This is a genomic window from Lysobacter soli (genome assembly GCF_003382285.1).
Lineage (GTDB): Bacteria > Pseudomonadota > Gammaproteobacteria > Xanthomonadales > Xanthomonadaceae > Lysobacter_J > Lysobacter_J soli.
The window spans coordinates 495,614-518,187 of record NZ_QTJR01000001.1 but is presented as its reverse complement, the minus strand read 5'-3'; the positions used below and the strand labels follow the sequence as shown (position 1 = coordinate 518,187).

Annotated in this window: 20 protein-coding genes and 1 pseudogene; 5 read left to right on the top strand and 16 right to left on the bottom strand. The window is 67.2% G+C overall.

Features of this window, described 5'->3' with window-relative positions:
* Nucleotides 1-152 precede the first annotated feature (152 nt).
* The 13 genes from DX912_RS02245 to DX912_RS02180 all read right to left on the bottom strand — a co-directional run bounded on the left by DX912_RS02245 (nucleotide 153) and on the right by DX912_RS02180 (nucleotide 13,136).
* Nucleotides 153-920, bottom strand: coding sequence for an HvfC family RiPP maturation protein (locus DX912_RS02245; RefSeq protein ID WP_115840807.1), 768 nt, complete (start codon nucleotides 918-920; stop codon nucleotides 153-155).
* A complete protein-coding gene (locus DX912_RS02240; protein ID WP_115840806.1) occupies nucleotides 907-1,770 on the bottom strand; it encodes an HvfB family MNIO-type RiPP peptide maturase in 864 nt (287 codons plus the stop codon). Before DX912_RS02240 ends, DX912_RS02245 begins: the two co-directional genes overlap by 14 nt.
* Nucleotides 1,771-1,843: 73 nt before the next feature.
* The gene (locus DX912_RS02235) at nucleotides 1,844-2,200 is read right to left on the bottom strand and encodes an EF-hand domain-containing protein (RefSeq protein ID WP_115840805.1); all 357 of its coding nucleotides are present in this window, start codon (nucleotides 2,198-2,200) and stop codon (nucleotides 1,844-1,846) included.
* Between the two features lie 598 nt (nucleotides 2,201-2,798).
* Complete coding sequence (gene phoU / locus DX912_RS02230) at nucleotides 2,799-3,509, bottom strand: phosphate signaling complex protein PhoU (protein WP_115840804.1); 711 nt, start codon at nucleotides 3,507-3,509, stop codon at nucleotides 2,799-2,801.
* A gap of 142 nt (nucleotides 3,510-3,651) precedes the next feature.
* Nucleotides 3,652-4,461: a phosphate ABC transporter ATP-binding protein PstB gene (pstB, locus tag DX912_RS02225; protein WP_115841034.1), complete on the bottom strand. Its 810-nt coding sequence runs from the start codon at nucleotides 4,459-4,461 to the stop codon at nucleotides 3,652-3,654.
* A 40-nt stretch (nucleotides 4,462-4,501) separates the two neighbouring features.
* Nucleotides 4,502-5,401 carry a phosphate ABC transporter permease PstA gene (pstA, locus tag DX912_RS02220; RefSeq protein WP_115840803.1) on the bottom strand — a complete coding sequence of 300 codons (900 nt, stop codon included), beginning with the start codon at nucleotides 5,399-5,401 and terminating at the stop codon, nucleotides 4,502-4,504.
* Nucleotides 5,401-6,372 carry a phosphate ABC transporter permease subunit PstC gene (gene pstC / locus DX912_RS02215; protein WP_115840802.1) on the bottom strand — a complete coding sequence of 324 codons (972 nt, stop codon included), beginning with the start codon at nucleotides 6,370-6,372 and terminating at the stop codon, nucleotides 5,401-5,403. The genes pstA and pstC overlap by 1 nt, the downstream gene beginning before the upstream one ends.
* Before the next feature lie 457 nt (nucleotides 6,373-6,829).
* Nucleotides 6,830-7,927, bottom strand: coding sequence for a phosphate ABC transporter substrate-binding protein PstS (pstS, locus tag DX912_RS02205; protein ID WP_115841033.1), 1,098 nt, complete (start codon nucleotides 7,925-7,927; stop codon nucleotides 6,830-6,832).
* Nucleotides 7,928-8,259: 332 nt separating this feature from the next.
* Nucleotides 8,260-9,267, bottom strand: a complete 1,008-nt coding sequence (gene pstS, locus DX912_RS02200; protein ID WP_267896487.1) for a phosphate ABC transporter substrate-binding protein PstS — start codon at nucleotides 9,265-9,267, stop codon at nucleotides 8,260-8,262.
* 310 nt (nucleotides 9,268-9,577) lie between these two features.
* A complete protein-coding gene (locus DX912_RS02195) occupies nucleotides 9,578-10,864 on the bottom strand; it encodes an OprO/OprP family phosphate-selective porin (protein ID WP_115840799.1) in 1,287 nt (428 codons plus the stop codon).
* Between the two features lie 354 nt (nucleotides 10,865-11,218).
* The gene (nth, locus tag DX912_RS02190) at nucleotides 11,219-11,851 is read right to left on the bottom strand and encodes an endonuclease III (protein WP_233433455.1); all 633 of its coding nucleotides are present in this window, start codon (nucleotides 11,849-11,851) and stop codon (nucleotides 11,219-11,221) included.
* A gap of 110 nt (nucleotides 11,852-11,961) precedes the next feature.
* Nucleotides 11,962-12,354 (bottom strand): hypothetical protein, encoded by a 393-nt coding sequence (locus tag DX912_RS02185; RefSeq protein WP_115840797.1) that lies wholly within the window; start codon nucleotides 12,352-12,354, stop codon nucleotides 11,962-11,964.
* Nucleotides 12,354-13,136 (bottom strand): enoyl-CoA hydratase/isomerase family protein, encoded by a 783-nt coding sequence (locus DX912_RS02180; protein ID WP_115840796.1) that lies wholly within the window; start codon nucleotides 13,134-13,136, stop codon nucleotides 12,354-12,356. The genes DX912_RS02185 and DX912_RS02180 overlap by 1 nt, the downstream gene beginning before the upstream one ends.
* Before the next feature lie 219 nt (nucleotides 13,137-13,355).
* Here DX912_RS02180 and DX912_RS02175 point away from each other — a divergent pair, with 219 nt between their 5' ends.
* The 4 genes and pseudogenes from DX912_RS02175 to DX912_RS02155 all read left to right on the top strand — a co-directional run bounded on the left by DX912_RS02175 (nucleotide 13,356) and on the right by DX912_RS02155 (nucleotide 17,395).
* A complete protein-coding gene (locus tag DX912_RS02175) occupies nucleotides 13,356-14,039 on the top strand; it encodes an FKBP-type peptidyl-prolyl cis-trans isomerase N-terminal domain-containing protein (RefSeq protein WP_115840795.1) in 684 nt (227 codons plus the stop codon).
* Nucleotides 14,040-14,272: 233 nt separating this feature from the next.
* A pseudogene (locus DX912_RS02165) lies at nucleotides 14,273-15,090 on the top strand (CoA pyrophosphatase).
* On the top strand, nucleotides 15,087-15,950 hold the full coding sequence (locus DX912_RS02160; RefSeq protein ID WP_115840792.1) for a sulfurtransferase: 864 nt from the start codon (nucleotides 15,087-15,089) through the stop codon (nucleotides 15,948-15,950). The pseudogene DX912_RS02165 and the gene DX912_RS02160 overlap by 4 nt, the downstream one beginning before the upstream one ends.
* A 110-nt stretch (nucleotides 15,951-16,060) precedes the next feature.
* Nucleotides 16,061-17,395: a substrate-binding domain-containing protein gene (locus DX912_RS02155; RefSeq protein ID WP_115840791.1), complete on the top strand. Its 1,335-nt coding sequence runs from the start codon at nucleotides 16,061-16,063 to the stop codon at nucleotides 17,393-17,395.
* 27 nt (nucleotides 17,396-17,422) lie between these two features.
* Here DX912_RS02155 and DX912_RS02150 read toward each other — a convergent pair whose 3' ends face one another.
* A complete protein-coding gene (locus DX912_RS02150; protein ID WP_115840790.1) occupies nucleotides 17,423-18,196 on the bottom strand; it encodes an enoyl-CoA hydratase/isomerase family protein in 774 nt (257 codons plus the stop codon).
* Between the two features lie 100 nt (nucleotides 18,197-18,296).
* Between DX912_RS02150 and DX912_RS02145 the strand changes: the two genes are divergently transcribed.
* Complete coding sequence (locus DX912_RS02145) at nucleotides 18,297-18,740, top strand: copper chaperone PCu(A)C (protein ID WP_115840789.1); 444 nt, start codon at nucleotides 18,297-18,299, stop codon at nucleotides 18,738-18,740.
* 190 nt (nucleotides 18,741-18,930) lie between these two features.
* On the opposite strand, the gene DX912_RS02140 is transcribed toward DX912_RS02145, so the two are convergent.
* Nucleotides 18,931-19,458, bottom strand: a complete 528-nt coding sequence (locus DX912_RS02140; protein WP_115840788.1) for an acyl-CoA thioesterase — start codon at nucleotides 19,456-19,458, stop codon at nucleotides 18,931-18,933.
* Nucleotides 19,455-22,445 carry an excinuclease ABC subunit UvrA gene (gene uvrA / locus DX912_RS02135; protein WP_115840787.1) on the bottom strand — a complete coding sequence of 997 codons (2,991 nt, stop codon included), beginning with the start codon at nucleotides 22,443-22,445 and terminating at the stop codon, nucleotides 19,455-19,457. Before uvrA ends, DX912_RS02140 begins: the two co-directional genes overlap by 4 nt.
* Nucleotides 22,446-22,574 lie beyond the last annotated feature (129 nt).

Here is a 22,574-nt window from a genome sequence, read left to right as displayed (position 1 = left end):
TCAAATGTGGCTGGGTGGCGGGCTCGGCGTTTGCGGCGCTGTCGCCTTTGCCGTCATTTCCGCGAAGGCGGGAATCCAACTGCGCATGCATCACGCTCGACGGAAGGGTGATGCGGCGGGCTGCTGGATCCCCGCCTTCGCGGGGATGACAGCTACGGAAGCGTTCCCGGGACGACCCCGACGCTGCGCATCTGCTCGAACAACGCACGGCCCTGCGCCACGAAGGCGTCCACATCCGCATGCCCAGCCTCGACCGCCAATGCCTCCAGCTGCGCGCGCCCGGTCAGCGACGGCGATTCATCCAGTCGCTGCAGCAGCCGGAACGCCAGCGGGCTCAGCTGCGAGAACCGCACCTCACCGTCGGGCCCGCGGCGCACCAGCAGCAAGGTCGGTTCGACCGGCGGAGCATCGGGGCGATGATCGGGGCCGATCCGGTGCACCGGCCACGCGTACGCCAGCGGCCAGGCGAGTGGCGACAGCACCGGGACGCCGTCGAGCAGATCGCCGTTCGCATCGAATGCGGGCAGCTCCGCGTCGCTGATCTGCAACGCCAGTTCGACCCATTCGTAATGTGCGAGTTCGCCGGCGAAGGGCGGCAGCGTCGGTGATGCGTCATCGCGTGCGTCGAGGAAACGCAGGAATTCTCGGCCGAGTTCGGGGAACAGCGGCGTCTGCGCCCGATGCACGCGGAAGAAATCGCGCACGAGCGCGCGCCAGTCGGCATCGCCGAGCACCTGCTTCAGCACCGGGAAATTGCCGGCAAGCAGGCTTTCGACATTGTTGAACACCAGGTCGCGATAGATCGCGATGCGCCGGTCTTCCACGCCATCGGGCGCGGCCGTGGCTTGCGGATCGCGCAGGTGGCGGGTGAGGGCGAGTTGCTGCGCGCGCAGGCGCGGCGGTGCGTCAGGCGTGGGCATGCGCGTTCGGTGCGGCCGCGTGTTCGCGCATGACGCGACGCACGGTGTCCAGTTCGCCGAGCAGTTCGGCGTAGGGCGGAATATTGAAGTCGCGCTCCAGCAGCGTCGGGCGCGCGCCGAAGCGGCGATACGCCTCGCCGAGCAGCGACCACACGGCGTCCTTCACCGCGGCGCCGTGCGTATCGACCTTGAGGTCGTCGGCTTCATCGAAGTGGCCGGCGACGTGATAGCAGGCGATGCGATGCGCGGGCATCGCGTCGAGGAAGGCGAGGGGATCGTAGCGATGGTTGATCGCGTTGACGTAGACGTTGTTGACGTCCAGCAGCAGGTCGCAATCGGCCTCGTCCAATACCGCGTTGGTGAAGGCAGCTTCGTCGAGCGCCTGCTGGTCGCCATCCACCGGCATGGTCGCGTAGTAGGACACGTTCTCCACCGCGATGCGGCGGCCGACGATGTCCTGCGTCTGGCGAATGCGTGCGGCGACGTGGCGCACGGCCTCGTCGGTGAACGGCAGCGGCAGCAGGTCGTAGAGCTGGCCGTCGTCGGCGCAGTAGCTCAGGTGTTCGCTGTAGAGCGCGACGTGGTGGCGATCGAGGAAGCGACGCACGCGCGCGAGAAAGGTTTCGTCCAGCGGCGCGAAACCGCCGAGCGAGAGCGAGAGGCCGTGGCACGTCAGCGTGTGGCGGGCGCTGAGTTCGTCAAGCGCTTCGCCGAGTTTTCCGCCGACGCCGATCCAGTTTTCGGGCGCGCATTCGAGGAAATCGAAATCGCCCGCGGCGGCGTTCCGCAGCGGGCCCAGCAGGGCCCGCCGCAGTCCGAGTCCGACCGAGTGGTCAGGCGGTTTATTCATTTCCGATCAACGTGCGGCGCTCTTCGTGAAGAGTCCGCACATGGATGTGCGGGCTGTTGCGAGGGACTCGCACTTAGGCCATGCCGCCGCACTTGCCTTCGCCGCACTTGCCTTCCATCTTGTCGCCCTTCTTCGCCTTCAGTTCGTCGGCGGAAAGGAAGCCGTCCTTGTTCGCGTCGTGCGTGGCGAACTTGCTGGTGTCGCCGTTGTGCGCCGCGCCGAACTCGGCCTGCGACACCTTGCCGTCCTTGTCGGTGTCCATCTTCTCGACGCCGCACTTGCCTTCGCCGGCCTTCGCGCCTTCGCCGGCGCTGACCATGTAGCCGGACGCAAGGTCGGTCATGGCGAACGCCGACCCCGAGAGCGCAATACCACCGGCCAGGGCGGCGCCGGCGACGAGGACGACGGTCTTGCTGGTCTTGCTGGACATGGGAGAACTCCTGTGCGCGATGCGGGGGAACCCGCGGAGATGGCCCGGTTTTCAGGCCTGGGAACGATGACAGGGCGTTAGCTAGCGTGCGGTGAACAGCGTCGCGCTTGATGCGGCGCAGCATGCGCGAAACCGTTTTCCGGAGCGGATGCTATCGAAGACGCAACTTTGCGCAATCGACGGTGCCGGCGCATAGGCCATGAGTCGTGGGCGTGGCGGCGCAATGGCGGAGGAGGCAATGAAATCGGCGAAGCGAGCGATGCGTGCGGCGAGTGGATTGCGCGGATGTGCAGTCCGGCAACCGGAGCCGTCATCCCGGCGAAGGCCGGGATCCAGGCTGTCATGTCATCCGATTCACGCTGCCAGTCAGGCCGCCTGATCGCGCGGAACAGCGAAGGGCCGGTGGATTGCAGCATTCGCTGGAGTGACGCGGTGATGGTTCACCGCACGGTGCGTGCCCGTGCGTTACGGGCCTGGGTCCCGGCTTTCGCCGGGATGACGGCTTCGGGAAGCGCTTTCCCGAATCATCACGAGCCACGAATCGCGTCGCCAATCGCCAATCGCTAATCACGAATCACGAATCACGAATCACGAAGGCTCAAGGCGCCGCCGTCGTCGAGCTGCCGTCGCGCTTCTCGCGCGGGGGCAGGGCTTCCTCGCCGCGCACGAGGAACCACACGTTCTCGGCGATGTTGGTGGCGTGGTCGCCGATGCGCTCGATGTTCTTCGCCATGAACAGAAGGTGCGTGCACGGCGTGATGCTGCGCGCGTCTTCCATCATGTAGGTGAGCAATTCGCGGAACAGCGCCGTGTAGGCGACGTCGAGGTCCGCGTCGCGGGCGCGCACGCGCTGGGCAAGTTCGACGTTGTTGTCGCGATAGGCCACCAGCACGTCGCGCACCTGCTGCACCGCCAGCGTGCCGATCGCGTGCAGGCCGCTCACGTGCGGCAGCGGCGGCGAGAGGTTCAGCGCGAGCGATCGCTTGGCCACGTTGGCCGCGTAATCGCCGACACGTTCGATGTCGGACGCGATGCGGATCGCGGCGAGGATCTCGCGCAGGTCGCGCGCCATCGGCCCGCGCAGCGCGAGCTTCATGACGTCGTGGCTGACCTCGGTTTCGAGGGCGTCGATCGCCTCGTCGTTGGCGATGATGCGTTCGGCGGCCTTGTCGTCGCGACGCTGGACCACGTCGAGCGCGGCCTCCAGCTGCGAGGCGGCCATCTCGCCCATGCGCAGGGTCTCGTTGAGCAGCCGGCGCTGCTCGTCGTCGTAGCTCTTGACGATGTGGTCGTGCATCTGGGTGCTCATGTGTGTGGTGTCCGCGTCATGCCCTTATCAAGGCGCTGCTGCCATCCGTGGCGAAACTCAACCGGCTTCGGATCGTCCCGCCCGGCCATCCATGGCCGGTCGTTCGGCAGGCCGCGCGGCAGTGCCGCGCAAGCGGCCTGCCTCACCCAAACCGCCCGGTGATGTAATCCTCGGTCTGCTGCTTCGTAGGATTGGAGAAGATCGTGTCCGTCGTGCCGTGTTCGATCAGGTCGCCCAGGTACATGAAGGCGGTGAAGTCCGACACGCGCGCAGCCTGCTGCATGTTGTGGGTCACGATGACGATCGTGTAGTCCTTCTTCAGCTCCTCGACCAGCTGCTCGATGCGGCTGGTGGAGATCGGGTCGAGCGCCGACGTCGGCTCGTCGAGCAGCAGCACGTCCGGGCGCAGCGCGACGGCGCGCGCGATGCACAGGCGCTGCTGCTGGCCGCCCGACAGGCCGAGCGCGCTCGCGCCCAGCTTGTCCTTCACCTCGTCCCACAGCGCGCCCTGGCGCAGCGCGTGTTCGACGCGCGAATCCATCTCGGCCTTGGACAGCTTTTCGTGGTGGCGGATGCCGTAGGCGACGTTCTCGTAGATCGTCATCGGGAACGGCACCGGCTTCTGGAACACCATGCCGACCTTGCTGCGCAGGCGGTTCATCGGATAGCGCGAATCCAGGATGTTCTCGCCGTCCAGGATCACTTCGCCGCGCGCTTCCAGCTTCGGATACAGCGCATAGATGCGGTTGAAGATGCGCAGCAGCGTGGACTTGCCGCAACCGGAGGGGCCGATCAGCGCGGTGACGCGCTTTTCCGGCATTTCCAGGTTGATGTCCTTCAGCGCATGGAACTTGTCGTAGTAGAAGTTCAGGCCGCGTGCGGCGAGCTTCACCGGCGCGGCGGCGGCGGTCTTGCGCTCGGGCGTGGCAAGGGCGATGCGGGCGTCGTTCATGGCGGTGTTCCGGCCCGAAAGGCCCGAGAGGTTGGAGAGGTCAGTCATGGCTGATCCGGTTGCGCAGCACGATGGCGCGCGCGATGAGGCTGATGAGGAGGACGAAGACGGTGAGCACCAGCGCGCCGGCCCAGGCCAGCACCTGCCACGATTCGTACGGACTGCCGGCGAACTGGTTCATCACCACCGGCACGGAGGCCATCGGCTGCAGCACGTTGGTCGACCAGTACTGGTTGCCGAAGGCGGTGAACAGCAGCGGCGCGGTTTCGCCGGAAATGCGGGCCAGCGCGAGCAGCACGCCGGTGACGATGCCCGCCGAGGCGCTGCGGTAGAGCACCTGCATGATGACCTTCCACTGCGGCACGCCCAGCGACAGCGCGGCTTCGCGCATCTGCGCCGGCACCAGTCGCAGCATTTCGTCGGTCGTGCGCACCACCACCGGCAGCACGATGAAGGCGAGCGCGATCGCACCGGCCAGCGCCGAGAAGTTGCCGCCGGTCTGCATCACCACCAGCGTGTACACGAACAGGCCCAGCACGATCGACGGCGCCGACAGCAGGATGTCGTTGACGAAGCGCACCACCGTGCCGAACTTGCGCGCGTGGCCGTATTCGGCGAGCCATGTGCCCGCGGCGATGCCCAGCGGCGTGCCGATCAGGATCGCGATGACGCACATCACGGCGCTGCCGAAGAAGGCGTTGAGCAGGCCGCCTTCCTGCATCGGCGGCGGCGTGTTCTGCGTGAACAGCGCCCAGTTGATGCCGCCGATGCCCTTGGCGATCAGCGTCCACAGGATCCAGCCCAGGAAGAACAGGCCGAACAAGGCGGCCGCGCAGGCCAGCACCAGCGAGACGACGTTGATGACGCGGCGGCGGCGATAGAGCGCGTCGGCGACCTTGAAGTCGTGCGCGGTCTTCACCGAAACGGTGGGAGCGCTCATCAGTTGCCCTCCTTGCGGGCGAGCTTGAGCAGCATGAAGCGCGCGATCGCGAGCACTACGAAGGTCACGATGAACAGCACGAAGCCCAGCAGCAGCAGCGCGGAGCGGTAGGTTTCCGTCGCCTCGCCGAAGTCGTTGGCGATCAGCGCGGCGATGGTCGTGCCCGGTTCGAGCAGCGACGCCGAGAAGTTCACGCTGTTGCCGATCACGAAGGCCACCGCCATCGTTTCGCCGAGCGCGCGGCCAAGGCCCAGGAAGATGCCGCCGATCACCGCCGAGCGCGTGTACGGCAGCACGATGTCCCAGCTCACTTCCCACTTGGTCGAACCCAGCGCGTACGCCGATTCCTTCAGGCGCGTGGGCACGGTGAGGAAGACCTCGCGCATCACCGACGAGATGAACGGGATCACCATGATCGCCAGCACGATGCCGGCGGTCAGCATGCCGATGCCCAGCGGCGGGCCCTGGAACAGGGCGCCGATCACCGGCAGCGTGCCGACGTGGTCGTTGAGCCACGGCGTGACGTATTCGGTCATCACCGGCACGAGCACGAACAGGCCCCACATGCCGTAGATGATCGAGGGAATGCCGGCGAGCAGTTCGATCGCCGTGCCGATCGGGCTGCGTGCCCAGCGCGGTGCGACTTCGGTGAGGAAGAACGCGATGCCGAAACTCACCGGCACCGCGATCAGCATCGCGATGAGCGCGGTGACGACGGTGCCGTAGATGGGCACCAGCGCGCCGTAGCGGTTCTCGACGGGGTTCCATTCGGTGCTGAAGAAGAAGCGCAATCCTTCGGCTTCGAGCACGTGGCGTCCGCCCCAGAGCATCGACAGCGCCGCGCTGGCCAGCGCGACGAGCACGAAGATCACGGTGCCGGTGAGGACGTACCGGAACAGCCGGTCGTTGCGCGCGTCCTTGTGGTCGCGCGACTTGGGAACTTCAACGGCGGGGAGGGAAGTGGCATTCATCCGAGGGGTTCGTGTGGCCGTTCCGGGTTCTGGGCCGTCATTCCCGCGAAGGCGGGAGGCCATGGACGCGATTGCCGTATCGCAGGGAGAGAGAGGGAGTGCGACCCGGTGCTGCGTTCATGGCGTCTCCGCGTTCGCGGGATGACGTGGTACGCGTTGCGTGTTGCGTTTCTTGCCGTCATTCCCGCGGAGGCAGAGTCGACGTTTTGGTCTTTGCTTTTGCCGTCATTCCCGCGCAGGCGGGAATCCATCTTCCAGTTCCAGCACGCTATCCGGAGAGCGGAATGAGTCCGGACACTTGGATCCCCGCCTTCGCGGGGATGACGCGATCTGTTCCGTGGTCAGCCTGGATCCCGGCTTTCGCCGGGATGACGCATCGGTTGGTTGTGGATCCCCGCCTTCGCGGGGATGACGATCCGGCAAAGGCCTGCGCGCAAAGCGCGCAGGCGCCGGATCGTCACTTGAACTCGGCTGCCCAGTACGCCTCGACCTGCTGCACCAGCGCCGGCGGCAGCGGGACGTAGTCCAGCGCCTGCGCCTGCGACTGGCCCTGTTCGAAGGCCCACTTGAAGAACTCGCGCGTGTCCGCCGAACGCTTCGCGTCCTTCGGCGTCTTGTACATGAGGATGAAATTGGTCGCGGTGATCGGCCAGGCCTGGTCGCCCGACGCGTTGGTGATCACCAGGTTGAAGTCCTTCGCGCTGGCCCAGTCGGCGCCGGCGGCGGCGGCCTGGAAGCTCTCCGCGCTCGGCAGCACCCAGTTGCCGGCGGCGTTCTGCAGCGACGCGAACGCCATCTTGTTCTGCAGCGCGTACGCGAGTTCGACGTAACCGATCGAACCCTTGATCTGCTTCACGTACGAGGCGACGCCTTCGTTGCCCTTGCCACCCACGCCGCCCGGCCACTGCACCGACGTGCCTTCGCCGACCTCCGACTTCCAGTCCGGCGAGACCTTGGAGAGGTAGTTGGTGAAGTTGAACGTGGTGCCCGAACCGTCGGAGCGGTGGACGATGTTGATCTTCGTCGACGGCAGCGTCAGGCCCGGGTTCACCGCGGCGATCGCCGGATCGTTCCAGGTCGCGACCTTGCCGCTGAAGATGTCGGCGAGTAGCGGGCCGGTGAGGCGCAGCTTGCCCGGCTCGATGCCTTCGATGTTCACCACCGGCACGACGCCGCCGATGGCGGACGGGAACTGGCCCAGGCCCGCGGCAGCGAGTTCGTCGGACGGCAGCGGCTTGTCGGAGGAACCGAAGTCCACCGTGCCGGCCTTGATCTGCGCGATGCCGCCGCCGGAGCCGATGGACTGGTAGTTGACCTTCGCGCCGGTGGCCTTGTTGTAGTCGTCCGACCACTTCGAGATCAGCGGGTAGATGAAGGTCGCGCCGGCGCCGGTGATCTGCGCGGCGACCTTGTCGCCGGCCGGAGCGTTCGCAGCGGAAGCGCCGGCGTCCGCGCCGGTGGCCGGTGCGTTGGTGTCGCCGGCGGGCTTGCAGGCCGCGACGGTCAGGGCGATGGCGAAGGCGAGGGCGGCAATGCGGGCCGACGACGGGTTCATGCGCAACTCCAAGGGGAAGGATCCGGCCTGCTGGCCGGGCTGCGCCATTTGATGATTCTTTTGTTACAGCCCAATGACATCCAGCGGTCACATTTCTGCAATGCGGGCCTGGCGGGGTCGCGGGGGCGTCCGCCACACGGAACGCAGGACGGAGAAGCCCTTCTCCCGCCGGCGGGACAAGGTGCCGGCAGGCGGATGAGGGCGAGCCCGCGGCCCTGCGAAAGTCTGCCTTGCCCTCACCCCAACCCCTCTCCCGCAAGCGGGAGAGGGGTTACAAGGAAAAAAAGGCGGGCCGAAGCCCGCCTTTCCGTATCGCTGAACCCGCGAGGGGATCAGTAGTTCATCGAGGTCGACCAGTAGGTCTCGATCTGCTTCACCAGCGCGTCCGGCAGCGGGACGTAGTCCAGCGCCTTGGCCTGCTGGTCGCCGTTGGCGTAGACCCAGCGGAAGAATTCCTTGGCGTTCTTCGCGCCCGCGGCATTCTTGGGCTGCTTGTACATCAGGATGAAGTTGGTGGCGGTGATCGGCCAGGCGTTCGCGCCCGGGGCGTTGGTCATCACCAGGTAGAAGTCCTTCGCGTTCGCCCAGTCGGCGCTGGCGGCGGCGGCCGAGAAGCTCTCGTCAGACGGCAGCACGAAGTTGCCGGCGGCGTTCTTCAGGCGCGAGTACGACATCTTGTTCTGCAGCGCGTACGACAGCTCGACGTAGCCGATGCCGCCGACGATCTGCTTCACGTACGCGGCGACGCCTTCGTTGCCCTTGCCGCCGATGCCGACCGGCCACTTGACCGACGTGCCTTCACCGACCTTCGACTTCCAGTCCGGCGAGACCTTCGAGAGATAGTTGACGAAATTGAACGTGGTGCCCGAACCGTCCGAGCGGTGCACGACGGTGATCTTGCGATCCGGCAGCTGGACGCCGCCGTTGAGCGCGGCGATCGCCGGATCGTTCCACTTGGTGATCTTGCCCAGGAAGATGTTGGCGAGCGTGTCGCCGTCGAGCTTCAGCGCGCCGGAAGCGACGCCCGGCACGTTGACGACCGGCACCACGCCGCCGATGACCGACGGGAACTGCGCGAGGCCTGCCTGCGCCAGCTCTTCCGGCTTTAGCGGGGCGTCGGAGGAACCGAAGTCGATCGTCGCGGCCTTGATCTGCGCGATGCCGCCGCCCGAACCGATGGACTGGTAGTTGACCTTCTTGCCGGCCGCCTTGTTGTAGTCGGCCGACCACTTCGACATGACCGGATACACGAACGAGGCGCCGGCGCCGGTGACGTCGGCCGCCTGCGCGCCCATGGCGACAGTGCTGGCCAGCGCGAGCGTGGCGAGGCGGAACTGTATGGACTTGAACACGATGCTCTCCTGGAGTGACGACGGGCCGTGCCCGTTCGTGGCGCATTTGATAACCGTTGGATGACAGCGCCGGGTCGGGTGTGTGACACGCGTGTTACGGCGCAAGCTTCCTGCTGTCATCCCCGCGAAGGCGGGGATCCATCTGCCCGATGCATCGGGCTGTCGGATAGCGGGATCGCGTCTGGACGCTGGGTTCCGCCTTCGCGGGAATGACGGCACGGGCGAAAAAAAGGGCGCGGCCAAACGACCGCGCCCGGAGGTTCACAAAGGGAGGGAGCTGGAACCTTTGAAGCGTCGATTACCAGTAGAACTGCATGCGGGCTTCGAAGATGTTCGGGTTGTCGTCGACCTTGCGGTTGACGAGCTGGTTCTGGTCGGCCGGATTGACCAGGCCGGTGGTCGGAGTGCGCGCCATGAACTTCGAGCTGTCGACCATCACGTAGTTCAGCATGAACTTGAAGTTCGAACGCCAGTACCAGTTCACGCCGACGGTCCACGTGTCCATCTGGCCACCCAGCACGCCGTCGACGGCCGCGGCGGCGGTCGGCGAGGTCGGCGCGATGACGATGCCGTCGTCCAGGTCGATCGAATCAAAGCGCGCGCCGACCTGCCACATGCCGCTGGCGGGTTCGTCGGGCAGCGGGGTGGTCGGCGTGCCTTCCTTGTAGCCCCAGGTCTCGCCGGTGATGTTCCACAGACCGCTGACGTACCAGCTGTTGCCGTCGAAGTTGTGCGACTGGCGCGGATTGCCGTTGTTGTAGCGCTCCACCTTCGTCTGCATGTACTCGCCCTGCAGCTTGACCGGGCCGGTGACGTACATCGCTTCGGCGCCGACGGTCTTCTGGCGGTCGGTGTTGGTCATGTTGCCGGTGTCGACCAGGCGCGTGCCGGCGAGGTCGGCGCCCGGACGGGCGCGCAGGCGGACCGTGTCCTGGAAGGTGTCGTAGTCAACGTACGACAGGCCCAGGTGAAAGATGTTGCCCTTCTCGTTGATCGGCGCCCAGTTGCCGCGCAGGCCGTAGCCGGGGCCGTGCGGCGTCGGAGCCGGATGCTCGGTGAGCTCGCGCGTGAAGTAGCTGGCGGTCACGCCCCAGTCGTTGGCGCCGTAGCGGTACTGGCCGCCGAGACGACGGGCGACGCCGAAGGTGTTGGTGACCAGCGCCTTGGCGATGAAGTCGTTGTTCTTGGTCGAGGACAGCTCTTCCATGCTGTTGGGCTGCTTGAACTGGCCGAGCTGGAAGTAGTGGTTCGAATCGCCGCGGATCTTGTACTTGGCGTTGACGTCCAGCCACTTGTCGGCCTTGGCGTCGTAACCGACCACCCACTCGAAGTTGCCCGGGCCCTTGCCCTTGAGCACCAGCTCGGCGCGGCGCAGTTCGTTGTCGCTGTCGCGGCCGTCAAGGGCGTCGCCACCGGCGTTGAGGTCGGCGAAGTCGCTGTCGAAGTAGTTGTAGTCGGCCTGGACCAGGCCTTCGAAGGAGACTTCGGAGTTGCCGATCACGTCGAGCGCGATTTCGGCATGCGCGGCCGGCGCGACGAGGGCGGCGAGCAGCGCGACGGACAGGGTGCTGCGGGACAGTTTCATGGACGTAGCCCTTGGGGCGTAGTGAGAAGACGCTGCGCAGGCTAGGTCGTGAAAGTTGCGTAAATGTGACAGCGCTGACTTATTTCGCTGCGATGACGCGGGGATGACGCGAGTGGCGACGGCGGCGCGATATGTGAACTGGCGGGTGCCGATACCCATGGGATGCAAAGAAACAGCGTCATCCCGGCGCAGGCCGGGACCCAGGCCGTCACGCGATCACATGCCTCGACGTCATTCCCGCGAAGGCGGGAATCCAACTCACCGGCGTGTCATGTCCTTCGAAGGCCGCGTCGTTCCGGAGGCATCCATCCCAGCCTTCGCGGCGATGACGGCCGATCGCGGTCGTGGCGGCGATCAGGTGGCGATCGCGTCCGGCTCGCCCGGCGTCTTGTCCGGGTAGCGGCAGATGTCGCGGATCGCGCAATGCGGGCAATCGGGCCGGCGCGCCTTGCACACGTAGCGGCCGTGCAGGATCAGCCAGTGGTGGGCGTCGTGCAGGTACTCGGGCGGAACGACTTTCAGCAGGCCGTCCTCGACTGCGCGCACGGTCTTGCCCGGCGCAAGGCCGGTGCGGTTGGCGACACGGAAGATGTGCGTGTCCACCGCCATCGTCGGCTCGCCGAACGCGGTGTTGAGGACGACGTTCGCCGTCTTTCGCCCGACGCCCGGCAACGCTTCGAGCGCGTCGCGGTCGCGCGGCACTTCGCCGCGGTGGTGTTCGATCAGCTGTTGCGCCATCGCGACGACGTTGGCGGCCTTGGTGTTGTAGAGGCCGATCGTCGAGATGTACGGCTTGAGGCCTTCGACGCCGAGCTTCGCGATCTTCTGCGGCGTGTTGGCGACCGGAAACAGCTTGCGCGTAGCCTTGTTGACGCCGACATCGGTCGCCTGCGCGGACAGCGTCACCGCCACCAGCAGTTCGTACGGCGTCGCGTATTCGAGTTCGGTTTTCGGCGCCGGATTGAGCGCCTTCAACCGCGCGAACATCGTCTCGATTTCCTCGGCGGACAGGCGGCTGCCGTGCCGGGCGCGCTTGGTCACGACCTTCTTCGGCGCGGCCTTCTTCGTGGCGATTTTCTTCTTCGATGCGACAGGCGTCATGGCTTGTGGCGTTGCGCGGCCTTCTCGCGCGCACGTGCGAGCGCAGCGGCGGCGGCCGAGGGCAGGGCGGAGGGCGTGGGCGTCACCACCGCGGTGCCCGGCGGCGACACGCGCTTCTCCGCGCGTTCGCGTGCACGGCGTTCGAGTCGTGCAGCGCGTGCGCGATAGCGTTCGCGCGCGGCCAACGCAGCAAGACGTGCAGCACGCGCTTCGTGCAGGCGCGCGCGGCATTGGTCGCTGCAGAGCGTGCATTCGACCTCGCGATCGAGCAGCCCCGCTTCGATCGCGCCGTCCACGTCGTCGACGCGCAACGCGGCGTTGACCGCGTGCGCCGCGGCGCCGCGCGGATCATCGCAACCGCACACGCAGGCGCTCGACGCGTCGTGCATCACTGGCCGCTGAAGTTCGGCTTGCGGCGTTCGAGGAACGCGGTCGTGCCTTCGCGCATGTCCTGCGTGGCGAACATCAGCCCGAACTGCGCCGTTTCGTATTCCAGGCCTTCCTCGATGCCGCATTCGCCGCCGACGTTGACGCAGTCGAGCACGCCTCGCAGCGCGAGCGGCGCGGAGTTCGCGATCTGCTCGGCGAGCTTCATCGTCTCGGCCTCCAGCTCAGCCGCCGGCACGACGCGATTGACGATGCCGAGCTCGCGCGCACGGGCGGCGTCGATCGGCGCGCCGACCAGGCACAGTTCCAGCGTCGCCGCACGGCCGGCCAGGCGCAGCAGGCGCTGCGTGCCGCCGAAGCCGGGGATCAGCCCGAGGTTGATCTCCGGCTGGCCGACCTTGGCCGTGTCGGCCGCGATGCGCAGGTGGCAGCCCATCGCCAGTTCCAGCCCGCCACCGAGGGCGAAGCCATTGATCATGCCGATCACCGGCTTGGGCATTTTTTCCACCCGGCGCATCAGCTTCTGACCGCGCAGCGAGAAGTCGCGGCCTTGGACAGCGGTCAGCCCGTTCATCTCCGCGATATCCGCCCCGGCGACGAAGGCCTTGGGGCCGGCGCCGGTCAGGACGACGCAGCGGACCGACGGATCGGCCGCGGCGGCCTCGAACGCCGCCAGCAGGGCGTCCAGCGTGGCGGCGTTGAGCGCATTCAGCTTGTCGGGGCGGTTGACGGTGACGACGCGGACGGCGCCGCGGTCGGCGGTGAGGACGGGCGTTTCGGACATGGAGGCGGCGGGTCCAGGAGGCTGCGAAAGTGGCGGGAATCGCGCTGCATCGGGCCCGGAACTTCGCCCGGGAGACGCTGTCTGAGCCGTTCGGCGTCAGTGGCGATTAAGTACTGGCGCCGGTATCCTAGCGCGTCCATCCGGGTCCATTCGACCGGTGCGGGCCTTATCACTAAGGAGCGGTAGTCCCGCCCCGATCCATTACGGAGATTCATTCGAATGAAGTTGCGTTTGATCGCTGCCGCCGTCGCGGCCCTGGCCCTGACCGGCACTGCCGCCGCGCAGAACACTTCGACCGAGCAGGGCAAGCTGAGCTACGCGCTCGGTTACGACCTGGGCCGCAACGCCATCGAAAGCGGCGAGCAGGTCGACGTCAACACCATCATCAAGGGCCTGCAGGACGGCTACGGCAAGAAGCAGCCGTCGGTGCCGGTCGACCAGCTGCGCACCGCCGTGCAGAACATGCAGCAGCGCCAGCAGACCAAGGCGAAGGCCGCGTGGGACAAGGCTGCCGCCGAGAACAAGACCAAGAGCGACCAGTTCATCGCCGCCAACAAGTCCAAGGCCGGCGTGAAGTCGCTGCCGAGCGGCGTGCAGTACCGCGAGATCGAGAAGGGCTCGGGCGCCAAGCCGACGCAGGCCAGCACCGTGCAGCTGGAAGTCGCCGGTCCGTACGCCTGGGGCGAGCGTCCGCAGCAGGCCCGTCCGGCGCAGCAGATCCCGTCGATCAAGGTCAGCGACATCGAGATGCCGGCCATGCGCGAAGCGCTGCTGCAGATGCCGGCCGGTTCGAAGTGGGAAATCACGCTGCCGTCGGACAAGGCCTATGGCGCCGACCCGCGTACGCCGTTCCCGCCGAACGTCGCCGTGCAGTTCGAAGTCAAGCTCGTCAGCGTGAAGTGACGTTTCGGCCCGCTCGCGCATCGCGCGAGCGGCTTTGCCGAACCGTCATCCCCGCGAAAGCGGGGATCCAGCGCTTCGCGACGCGAAGCGCAAAGCAACACACCACGTCGAGCCGGCCCCGCCGGCTCGACGTTTTTGTGAGCACCCAAAATCCGGCGCCAGCGCACCACGACGCGTTTACGACGCCTGCGCCGGTTGAATCCCAGGCACGTCCGCCTTACGTTGGTCGATCGATGAATACCTTTTTCCGCGCCGTGCTCAGCCCCTGCATCGGCATCTGCTCGCTCGACGACGACGGCCTGTGCACCGGTTGCCATCGCACCACCGCGGAAATCGCACGCTGGTCGCAGATGAACGACGACGAGCGCCTGCGCCTGATGGAAACCGTGCTGCCCGAACGCGAGACGCGCCGCCGGTGAACCGGATGGCCGCCTCGTCCGCATTGACCGACTGGCCCGACCTCGCCTCGGCGCTGCATCCACTCAACGATCCACCGCACGGTCCGGGCTGGAACCTCGCCGAGCTGCACGACCTCGTACCGAACGATGCGGTGAGCATCGAAGCCGCGGTGCTGGTCGGCCTGGTTCCGCGCGAGGAAGGCACGCACGTGCTGCTCACGCGTCGCACCGATGCGCTGCGCCAGCACGCGGGGCAGGTGAGTTTCCCCGGCGGTCGCATCGAACCGGACGACAGCGACGCCGTCGCCGCCGCATTGCGCGAGACGCACGAGGAAATCGGCGTCGGCGCGCGGCAGATCCATCCGCTGGGTTTCCTCGATCCGCTGGCCACGATCACCGGTTACCGCGTGCAGCCGGTCGTCGCGGTGCTCGCCAGCGATTACGTCGCGCATCCCGATCCGAACGAAGTAGCCGACGTGTTCGAAGTGCCGCTCGCGTTCCTGCTCGATCCGGCCAACCTGGCCACGCACACGCTCGATTTCCGCGGCCGTCCGCGCGAAGTGTTCGAGTACCGCTATCCCGCGCAGCGCATCTGGGGCGCGACCGCCTCGATGCTCTACAACCTGCGCCAACGCCTGGAGGCGATCCGATGAGCGACGCGACCCCGAGCTGGGCCACGCTGGTGTCGGCCGAAGAACTGGCTGCCGCGCTGGGTCGCGACGACGTCATCGTCTTCGACACGCGCCACAGCCTCGCCGAACCCGAAGCGGGCCAAGCGGCGCATCGTGCCGCGCACATCCCGGGCGCGTTCTATGCGCATCTGGATCGCGACCTGTCCGATCACCGCAAGCAGCACGCCGGTCGCCATCCGTGGCCGAAGCTGCAGGATTTCACCGCCGCGCTCGGCCGTTGGGGCGTGACGGCGCAGCATCAGGTCGTCGTGTACGACGCGGCCGATGGCGCGCTCGCCGCCGCACGCATGTGGTTCCTGCTGCGCGCGCTGGGTCACCGGCGCGTCGCCGTGCTCGACGGCGGGCTGCAGCGCTGGCAATCGCTCGGATTGCCGGTCGAAGCCGACATGCCCGTCGCCACGCCGGCGCCGCCGTATCCGGCGACGTTCGATGAAAGACGGCTGCTCGATTCGACGCAGGTGCAGGCGCACCTGGATGCAGGCGGCGTGCTGCTCGACGCGCGCGCGGCCGAACGCTTCCGTGGGGATGTCGAACCGATCGACCGCGTCGCCGGCCATGTCCCAGGTGCGCGCAACCGCCCGTATGCGCAGACGATGCGCGACGGGCGCTTTCGTCCATCGCAGGAACTCGCACGCGAATTCGCCGAACTGTTGCAGGGCCGCAGCGCGTGCGATGTCGTGGCGATGTGCGGCTCCGGCGTCACGGCCTGCCACCTGCTGCTCGCGCTGGAACATGCGGGTTTCGAGGGCGCGCGTTTGTCGACGGGGTCGTGGAGCGGCTGGATCGACGACCCTTCGCGGCCGGTCGCGCGCGGCGCCTGATATACCCGAACCGTCCGTTCGCACTATACGTTTCAGAAGTGCGTAACACGTAATCTGCGCGTCATACGCATCCCGGATCCTTGCGCGATTTCGCACAGGGGGCGTGCGCCATGTCACGCATCGCGGGTTGGTTGGTTGCAATGGTGTTGTCGGTCGCAGCGTCGGCCGCGCACGCACAGGTGGACGCAGAACGCGTCCGCATCCATGGGTCGCAGACGATGGCCGCGCGGCTGGTGCCGGCGGTGGCGGAGTCGTGGCTGCACGACATCGGCTACCAGGACATCCGGCGCACGCAGCCGAGTCCGACGCTGACCGAAATCCACGCCCAGCGCGACGGGATGCCGCTGATCGTGGAGATCCAGGCGAGCAGTTCCGCGCAGGGTTTCCAGGACGTCGTCGACGGCAACGCGCACATCGCGATGATGACGCGCCGGCCGAACGCGGAGGAACTCGACGCGGGCTGGCAGCTTGGCGATCTGGCGTCGCACGACCAGGAATTCGCGATGGCGCTGGACGGTGCGGCCGTCGTCGTGCATCGGGACAACCCGCTGGCGCAGCTCGGGTTCGCGCAGCTGCGTCGCGTATTGACGGGGCAGGCGCGCGACTGGCGCGAATTCGGCGGCCGCGGCGCGATCCACCTGCACATGGTCGCCGGCGCGAACTCCGCGCGTGATCTCATCGACGAACGCGTGATGCAGGGCTCGCCGTATGCGCCGGCGTCGTTGCATGCCGATGGCGAATCGCTGGTGCGTTCCATCGCGAAGGATCCCAATGCGATCGGTTTCGTCACGCTGCGCCAGCCGTGGGGCGCGAGCGTGCGCCCGCTTGCGTTGTCCGACGGCGGTCGTGCGGTCGCGCCGACGCGGCTGGCCGTGCAGAGCGAGGACTATCCGCTCACGCGTCGTTTCCATCTCTACGGCAGCCAGATGATGGGCGCGCTCAGCCGCAGTTTCGCGCTGTACACGATGGGCCAGCGCGGGCAGGACGCGGTCGCGCGCGCCGGGCATTTCGCGGTGACGCTGCGTCCGGGCTATGCGCCGCCGACGCTGGTCGGGCCGAAGGATTACCGCGATCTCGTCGGCAAGGCCACGCGATTGCCGCTGAGCCTGCGTTTCAACCTCACCGGCAACAACGAGAGCGGCGTGGCGGCGAGCGTGTACGACAGCCGCGCCGTGCGCGACATCGATCGCATCGTCGCCTTCATGCAGTTGCCGGTGAATCGCGGCCGCCGGCTGCTGGTGGTGGGATTCGCCGACACGGCCGGCAGTTCGGTTGCCGCGACGATGACCAGCAACGATCGCGCCGACCTCGTCGCGCACGAGTTGATGGCGCGCGGCCTGCCGGTACTGCACGCGCGCGGCGTCGGCGCACAGGTGCCGCTGGCGGCGGCCGGAGCCTCGGGCGCGCGCTATCGCAACGAGCGCGTGGAAATCTGGATGCTGTGACGTCGCAGGTCGTCGAAGCTGCGGCGCCTACTTGCCCAGCTTCGCCACCAGCGCCTTCAGCGCGGCCTGCGTCGAAGGATCGCTCCACGCCGCGATGAACTTCGGCAGCTGGATCTGTTCCGGCTGCATCGCGGCGACCAGATCCGCGCGCGCGATCGCACGGGTCTGGCGCATCACCGGCTGCGGCAGCTTCAGCAGCTGCGCAAGCCATTCGCGTGCACGGGCGTTCACCTGGTCGAGCGGCACGAGTTCGTCGACCAGACCAATGCGTTCGGCGCGCTCGGCTTCAACCATGTCGCCCGCGACGACCAGGCGCTCGGCGCGATGCGTGCCCACCACGCGCTGCATCAACTTCAGGATGCCGACCGGCACGACCAGCCCGACCTGCGTTTCGTTGAGGCCGATGCGGAAGGGTTTCGTGGGATCCTCGCTGCGCGCCATGACGCGGTAGTCGCAGCACAGCGCGAGCACGCAGCCGCCAGCGGGCGCGTGGCCGCCGATCGCCGCGACGACCGGCACCGGGCATTCGGCGAGGGCGCGTGCAGCGAGGAAGAAGGTCTCCCACGCAGCCATGAGCGCATCGCGGTCGTCGCCGAGCGAGAGCAGGTGAGGCACGTCGAGACCCGCGGAAAACACCTTCGCGCCGCCGCCGAGCACGATGCCCTGCGCGCCGTCGTCCACCGCCTTTGCCAGCGCCTCGACCAGGTCGTTGCACAGCTGCGGATTGAGCGCGTTGACCGGCGCGCGCGCCAGGCGGAGTTCGACGATGCCGTCGGCGGAATGGGTTTCGACTAGGCTCATTGCGTGCGTATTCCTGGCGGAGGCGCTGTCGTTGCAGCGCGGCGTGAACGGCGCCCCGCGGCGTCAAAACCGCGCGGAGGGTCGCGGGTATCATAGGCCCATGAACGCGACCACGATTCGACTCGGCCTCCTGGCCCTAATGATGGCGGCATCGTCCGCCGCTTCCCCTGCGGATTGCACCCTGAAGGTCGTCGACGGCTGGGTGCGCCTGCCGCCGGCCGCGATGCCGATGATGGCCGGCTTCGGCCGCATCGAGAATCCGTGCGCGAAGCCGCTCACGATCACCGGCGCGAGCAGCGCGGCGTTCGGTGAAGTCGAGATGCACGAGACGCGCGTGGTCGACGGCGTGAGCCGCATGCGCGCCGTGCCGGAACTGCGCCTGGCGCCGGGCGAGTCGGCGACGTTCAAGCCCGGCGGCCTGCACCTGATGCTGATGGAGCCGGGCGCGCCGCTGAAGCCGGGCAGCAAGGTCGCCATCGAGTTCACGCTGAAGGACGGCGGGAAGGCGCTCGGCGAATTCACGGCGAAGAAGGCGGGCGAGTAGGGCGCGCGGCGCCACTCAAAAAAAAACAGCGCTTGGGGCGCTGTTTTTTTCAGCTGTCATTCCCGCGACGGCGGGAATCCACGCCGGCGTGCATCACCACATCCGTCAGCCGTGAAGCGTCTGATCGATGGATTCCCGCCTATGCGGGAATGACGGCAGCAAGACGCGGCCGACCGTCGATCGCGATGCCTCAAGAACACGCCTCGCGCACCGCCACCGGCAGTTCCGCCGCACGTCCCGTGCCGCGGTCGATCCACACCATCACGACGTTGCCATCGCAATAGAGCACCGTGTCGTCCTTCGCATCGACGATGCGGTGGCCGATGCTGACGCTCGTGTTGCCCAGGCGTTCCACGAACAGTTCGACGTCCACTTCCGCCGGCCATTCGATCGGACGGCGATAGTTGAGGTGCGCAGCGGCGACGACGGGCGCGACGTGATCGTCCAGCCCCTGACCCGGCACGCCGAGCATCCAGCGCAGGCGCGCTTCCTCGAGATAGCTCAGGTACTTCGAGTTGTTGACGTGGTTGAACGCGTCCAGGTCGCGCCAGCGTACCGACAGCGGGACGCGGATCAGCGCGACGGGTGCTGCGTTTTCTTCGGCGGGCTGCGTTGGGGGCGCAGCGGCAGGCGCCGCGCTTTCGGTGGTCTTCTTCGCCGCCGGCTTGCGCCGGCGGGCAGGCGTCTTGCGGACCTTCGGTGTTGCGGCGTCGCTCATGCGGCGGACTTCTTCTTCGTGTTGTTCTTCTTGTCGGCGGCCGTCCTGGTCGCCGCGGTCTTCGTCGTTGCCGTCTTCGAGGCCGCCTTTCCGCCGGCCTTGGCTGCGGCCGGCTTGGCCTTGCGCGCGGACGCTTCCGGCTTGGCCTGCAGCAGCGGCGCGAGGAAGCGGCCGGTGTGCGAATGGGGCAGCGCGGCGATTTCTTCCGGCGTACCGCAGGCCAGAATCGTGCCGCCACGGTGGCCGCCTTCCGGACCCAGGTCGATCACCCAGTCCGCCGTCTTGATGACGTCGAGGTTGTGCTCGATCACCACCACCGTGTTGCCGTCGTCCCGCAGCCGATGCAGCACGGTCAGCAGGTGTTCGATGTCGTGGAAGTGCAGGCCCGTGGTCGGCTCGTCGAGGATGTACAGCGTGCGGCCGGTGTCGCGCCGCGAGAGTTCCTTCGACAGCTTCACGCGCTGCGCCTCGCCGCCGGATAGCGTCGTCGCGCTCTGGCCCAGCTTGATGTAGCTCAGGCCCACGTCCATCAGTGTTTCGAGCTTGCGCGAGATCGCCGGGATGTTCTCGAACAGGTTCAGCGCATCTTCGACGGTCATTTCCAGCACGTCGTTGATGTTGTAACCCTTGTAGAGGATCTCCAGCGTCTCGCGGTTGTAGCGCTTGCCGCCGCAGACGTCGCACGGCACGTACACGTCGGGCAGGAAGTGCATCTCCACCTTGATCAGGCCGTCGCCCTGGCAGGCCTCGCAGCGGCCGCCGCGCACGTTGAAGCTGAAGCGGCCCGGCGAATAGCCACGCGCGCGCGCTTCGGGCACCTGCGCGTACAGCTCGCGCAGCGGCGTGAACAGGCCGGTGTAGGTCGCCGGGTTCGAACGCGGCGTGCGGCCGATCGGCGACTGGTCGATATCGACGACCTTGTCCCACAGCTCGATGTTCTCGTACTCGCGGTACGGCGCCGCCGTATGCGAGGCGCCATTGAGCTCGTTGGCGGTGATCGCGAACAGCGTGTCGTTGATCAGCGTCGACTTGCCCGAGCCGGACACGCCGGTGATCGCCGTGAACAGCCCCGACGGGATCGCCAGGTCGACGTCCTTGAGGTTGTTGCCGGTGGCGCCGCGCAGGTGGAAGGTGGTCTTCGCGTCGGGCTTGTGGCGACGCGTCGGCACTTCGATGCCGCGCTTGCCGGACAGGTACTGGCCGGTGAGCGAACGCGGCGACTTGAGCAGGTCGTCCAGCGTGCCGTGCGCGATCACTTCGCCGCCGTGCACGCCGGCGCCGGGACCGATGTCGACGACGTAATCGGCAAGACGGATCGCGTCCTCGTCGTGCTCGACCACGATGACCGTGTTGCCGAGGTCGCGCAGTCGCGTGAGCGTGCCGAGCAGGCGTTCGTTGTCGCGCTGGTGCAGGCCGATGGACGGCTCGTCGAGCACGTACATCACGCCGACCAGGCCGGCGCCGATCTGCGACGCCAGGCGGATGCGCTGCGCTTCGCCGCCCGAGAGCGAATCGGCCTTGCGCTCCAGCGTGAGGTAGTCCAGGCCGACATCGACGAGGAAGCGCAGGCGGTCGGCGATTTCCTTGACGATCTTGACGGCGATCTCGCCGCGCCAGCCGGGCAGGTTGAGCGCCTTGAAGAATGCCAGCGCCTCGTCCACGGGCATCACGACGATGTCCGGCAGCGGACGCTCGTCGACGAACACGCTGCGCGCGGCGCGGTTCAGTCGCGCGCCGCCGCAATCGGTGCAGGCGCGTTCGCTGATGTACTTGGCCAGCTCTTCACGCACTGCGGCCGATTCGGTCTCGCGGTAGCGACGTTCCAGGTTCGGCACGATGCCTTCGAAGCGATGCTTGCGCTGGCTGCGGCCACCGGCTTCGGTGAGGTAGGTGAAGCTGATGGTTTCATCGCCGCTGCCGAACAGCACCGCGTCGCGTGCCTTCTTCGGCAACGACTGCCACGGCGCATCGACGTCGAACTTGTAGTGGCGCGCGAGCGACTGGATCAGCTGGAAGTAATAGGCGTTGCGACGATCCCATCCACGGACGGCGCCGGCCGAGAGCGACAGCTCCGGATGCACGACCACGCGCGAGGGATCGAAGAACTGCGCCACGCCCAGGCCGTCGCACGTCGGGCACGCGCCGACCGGCGAGTTGAACGAGAACAGGCGCGGTTCCAGCTCCGGCAGCGAGTATTCGCACACCGGGCAGCTGTACTTGGACGAGAACAGCAGCGGCGCCGCATCGGCGTCGTCGAGCGACATGACCTGCGCCATGCCGTCGCCGAGCTTGAGCGCGGTCTCGAACGATTCGGCCAGTCGCTGCTTGATGTCGTCGCGCGGCTTGAAGCGGTCCACGACCGCTTCGATGGTGTGCTTCACGCGCAGCGCGAGCGGCGGCACGGCGTCGATCTCGTGCAGCACGCCGTCCACGCGCACGCGCACGAAGCCCTGCGCGCGCAGCTGTTCGAACACCTGCGCGTGCTCGCCCTTGCGCTCGCGGATCACCGGCGCCAGCAGCATGTAGCGCTGTTCGCGGCCGGCTTCGGTTTCGCCGAGCGCGACGACCTGGTCGACCATCTGGCTGACCGTCTGCGCTTCCAGCGGGTAACCGTGGTCCGGGCAGCGCGGCGTGCCCACGCGCGCGTAGAGCAGGCGCAGGTAGTCGTAGATCTCCGTGATCGTGCCGACGGTGGATCGCGGGTTGTGCGAGGTCGACTTCTGTTCGATCGAGATCGCCGGCGAGAGACCCTCGATGTGGTCGACGTCCGGCTTCTCCATCACGGAGAGGAACTGGCGCGCGTAGGCCGACAGCGATTCGACGTAGCGACGCTGGCCTTCGGCGTAGATCGTGTCGAACGCGAGCGAGGACTTGCCCGATCCCGACAGCCCCGTGATCACGATGAGCTTGTCGCGGGGGAGGTCGAGGTCGATGTTCTTGAGGTTGTGCGTCCGCGCGCCGCGGATGCGGATGTAATCCAGCGCCATCGGTTGCCTGTATGGGAGGGTCGCCGTCGCGGAGCGCGGGGCGAACAGGGGAGCGTATCGACAGGCGAAGATGGGGGCAAATGCCCGGAACCAAAGGCGCGCGAAATGCCGCGTGGAGCACGGTTCAGC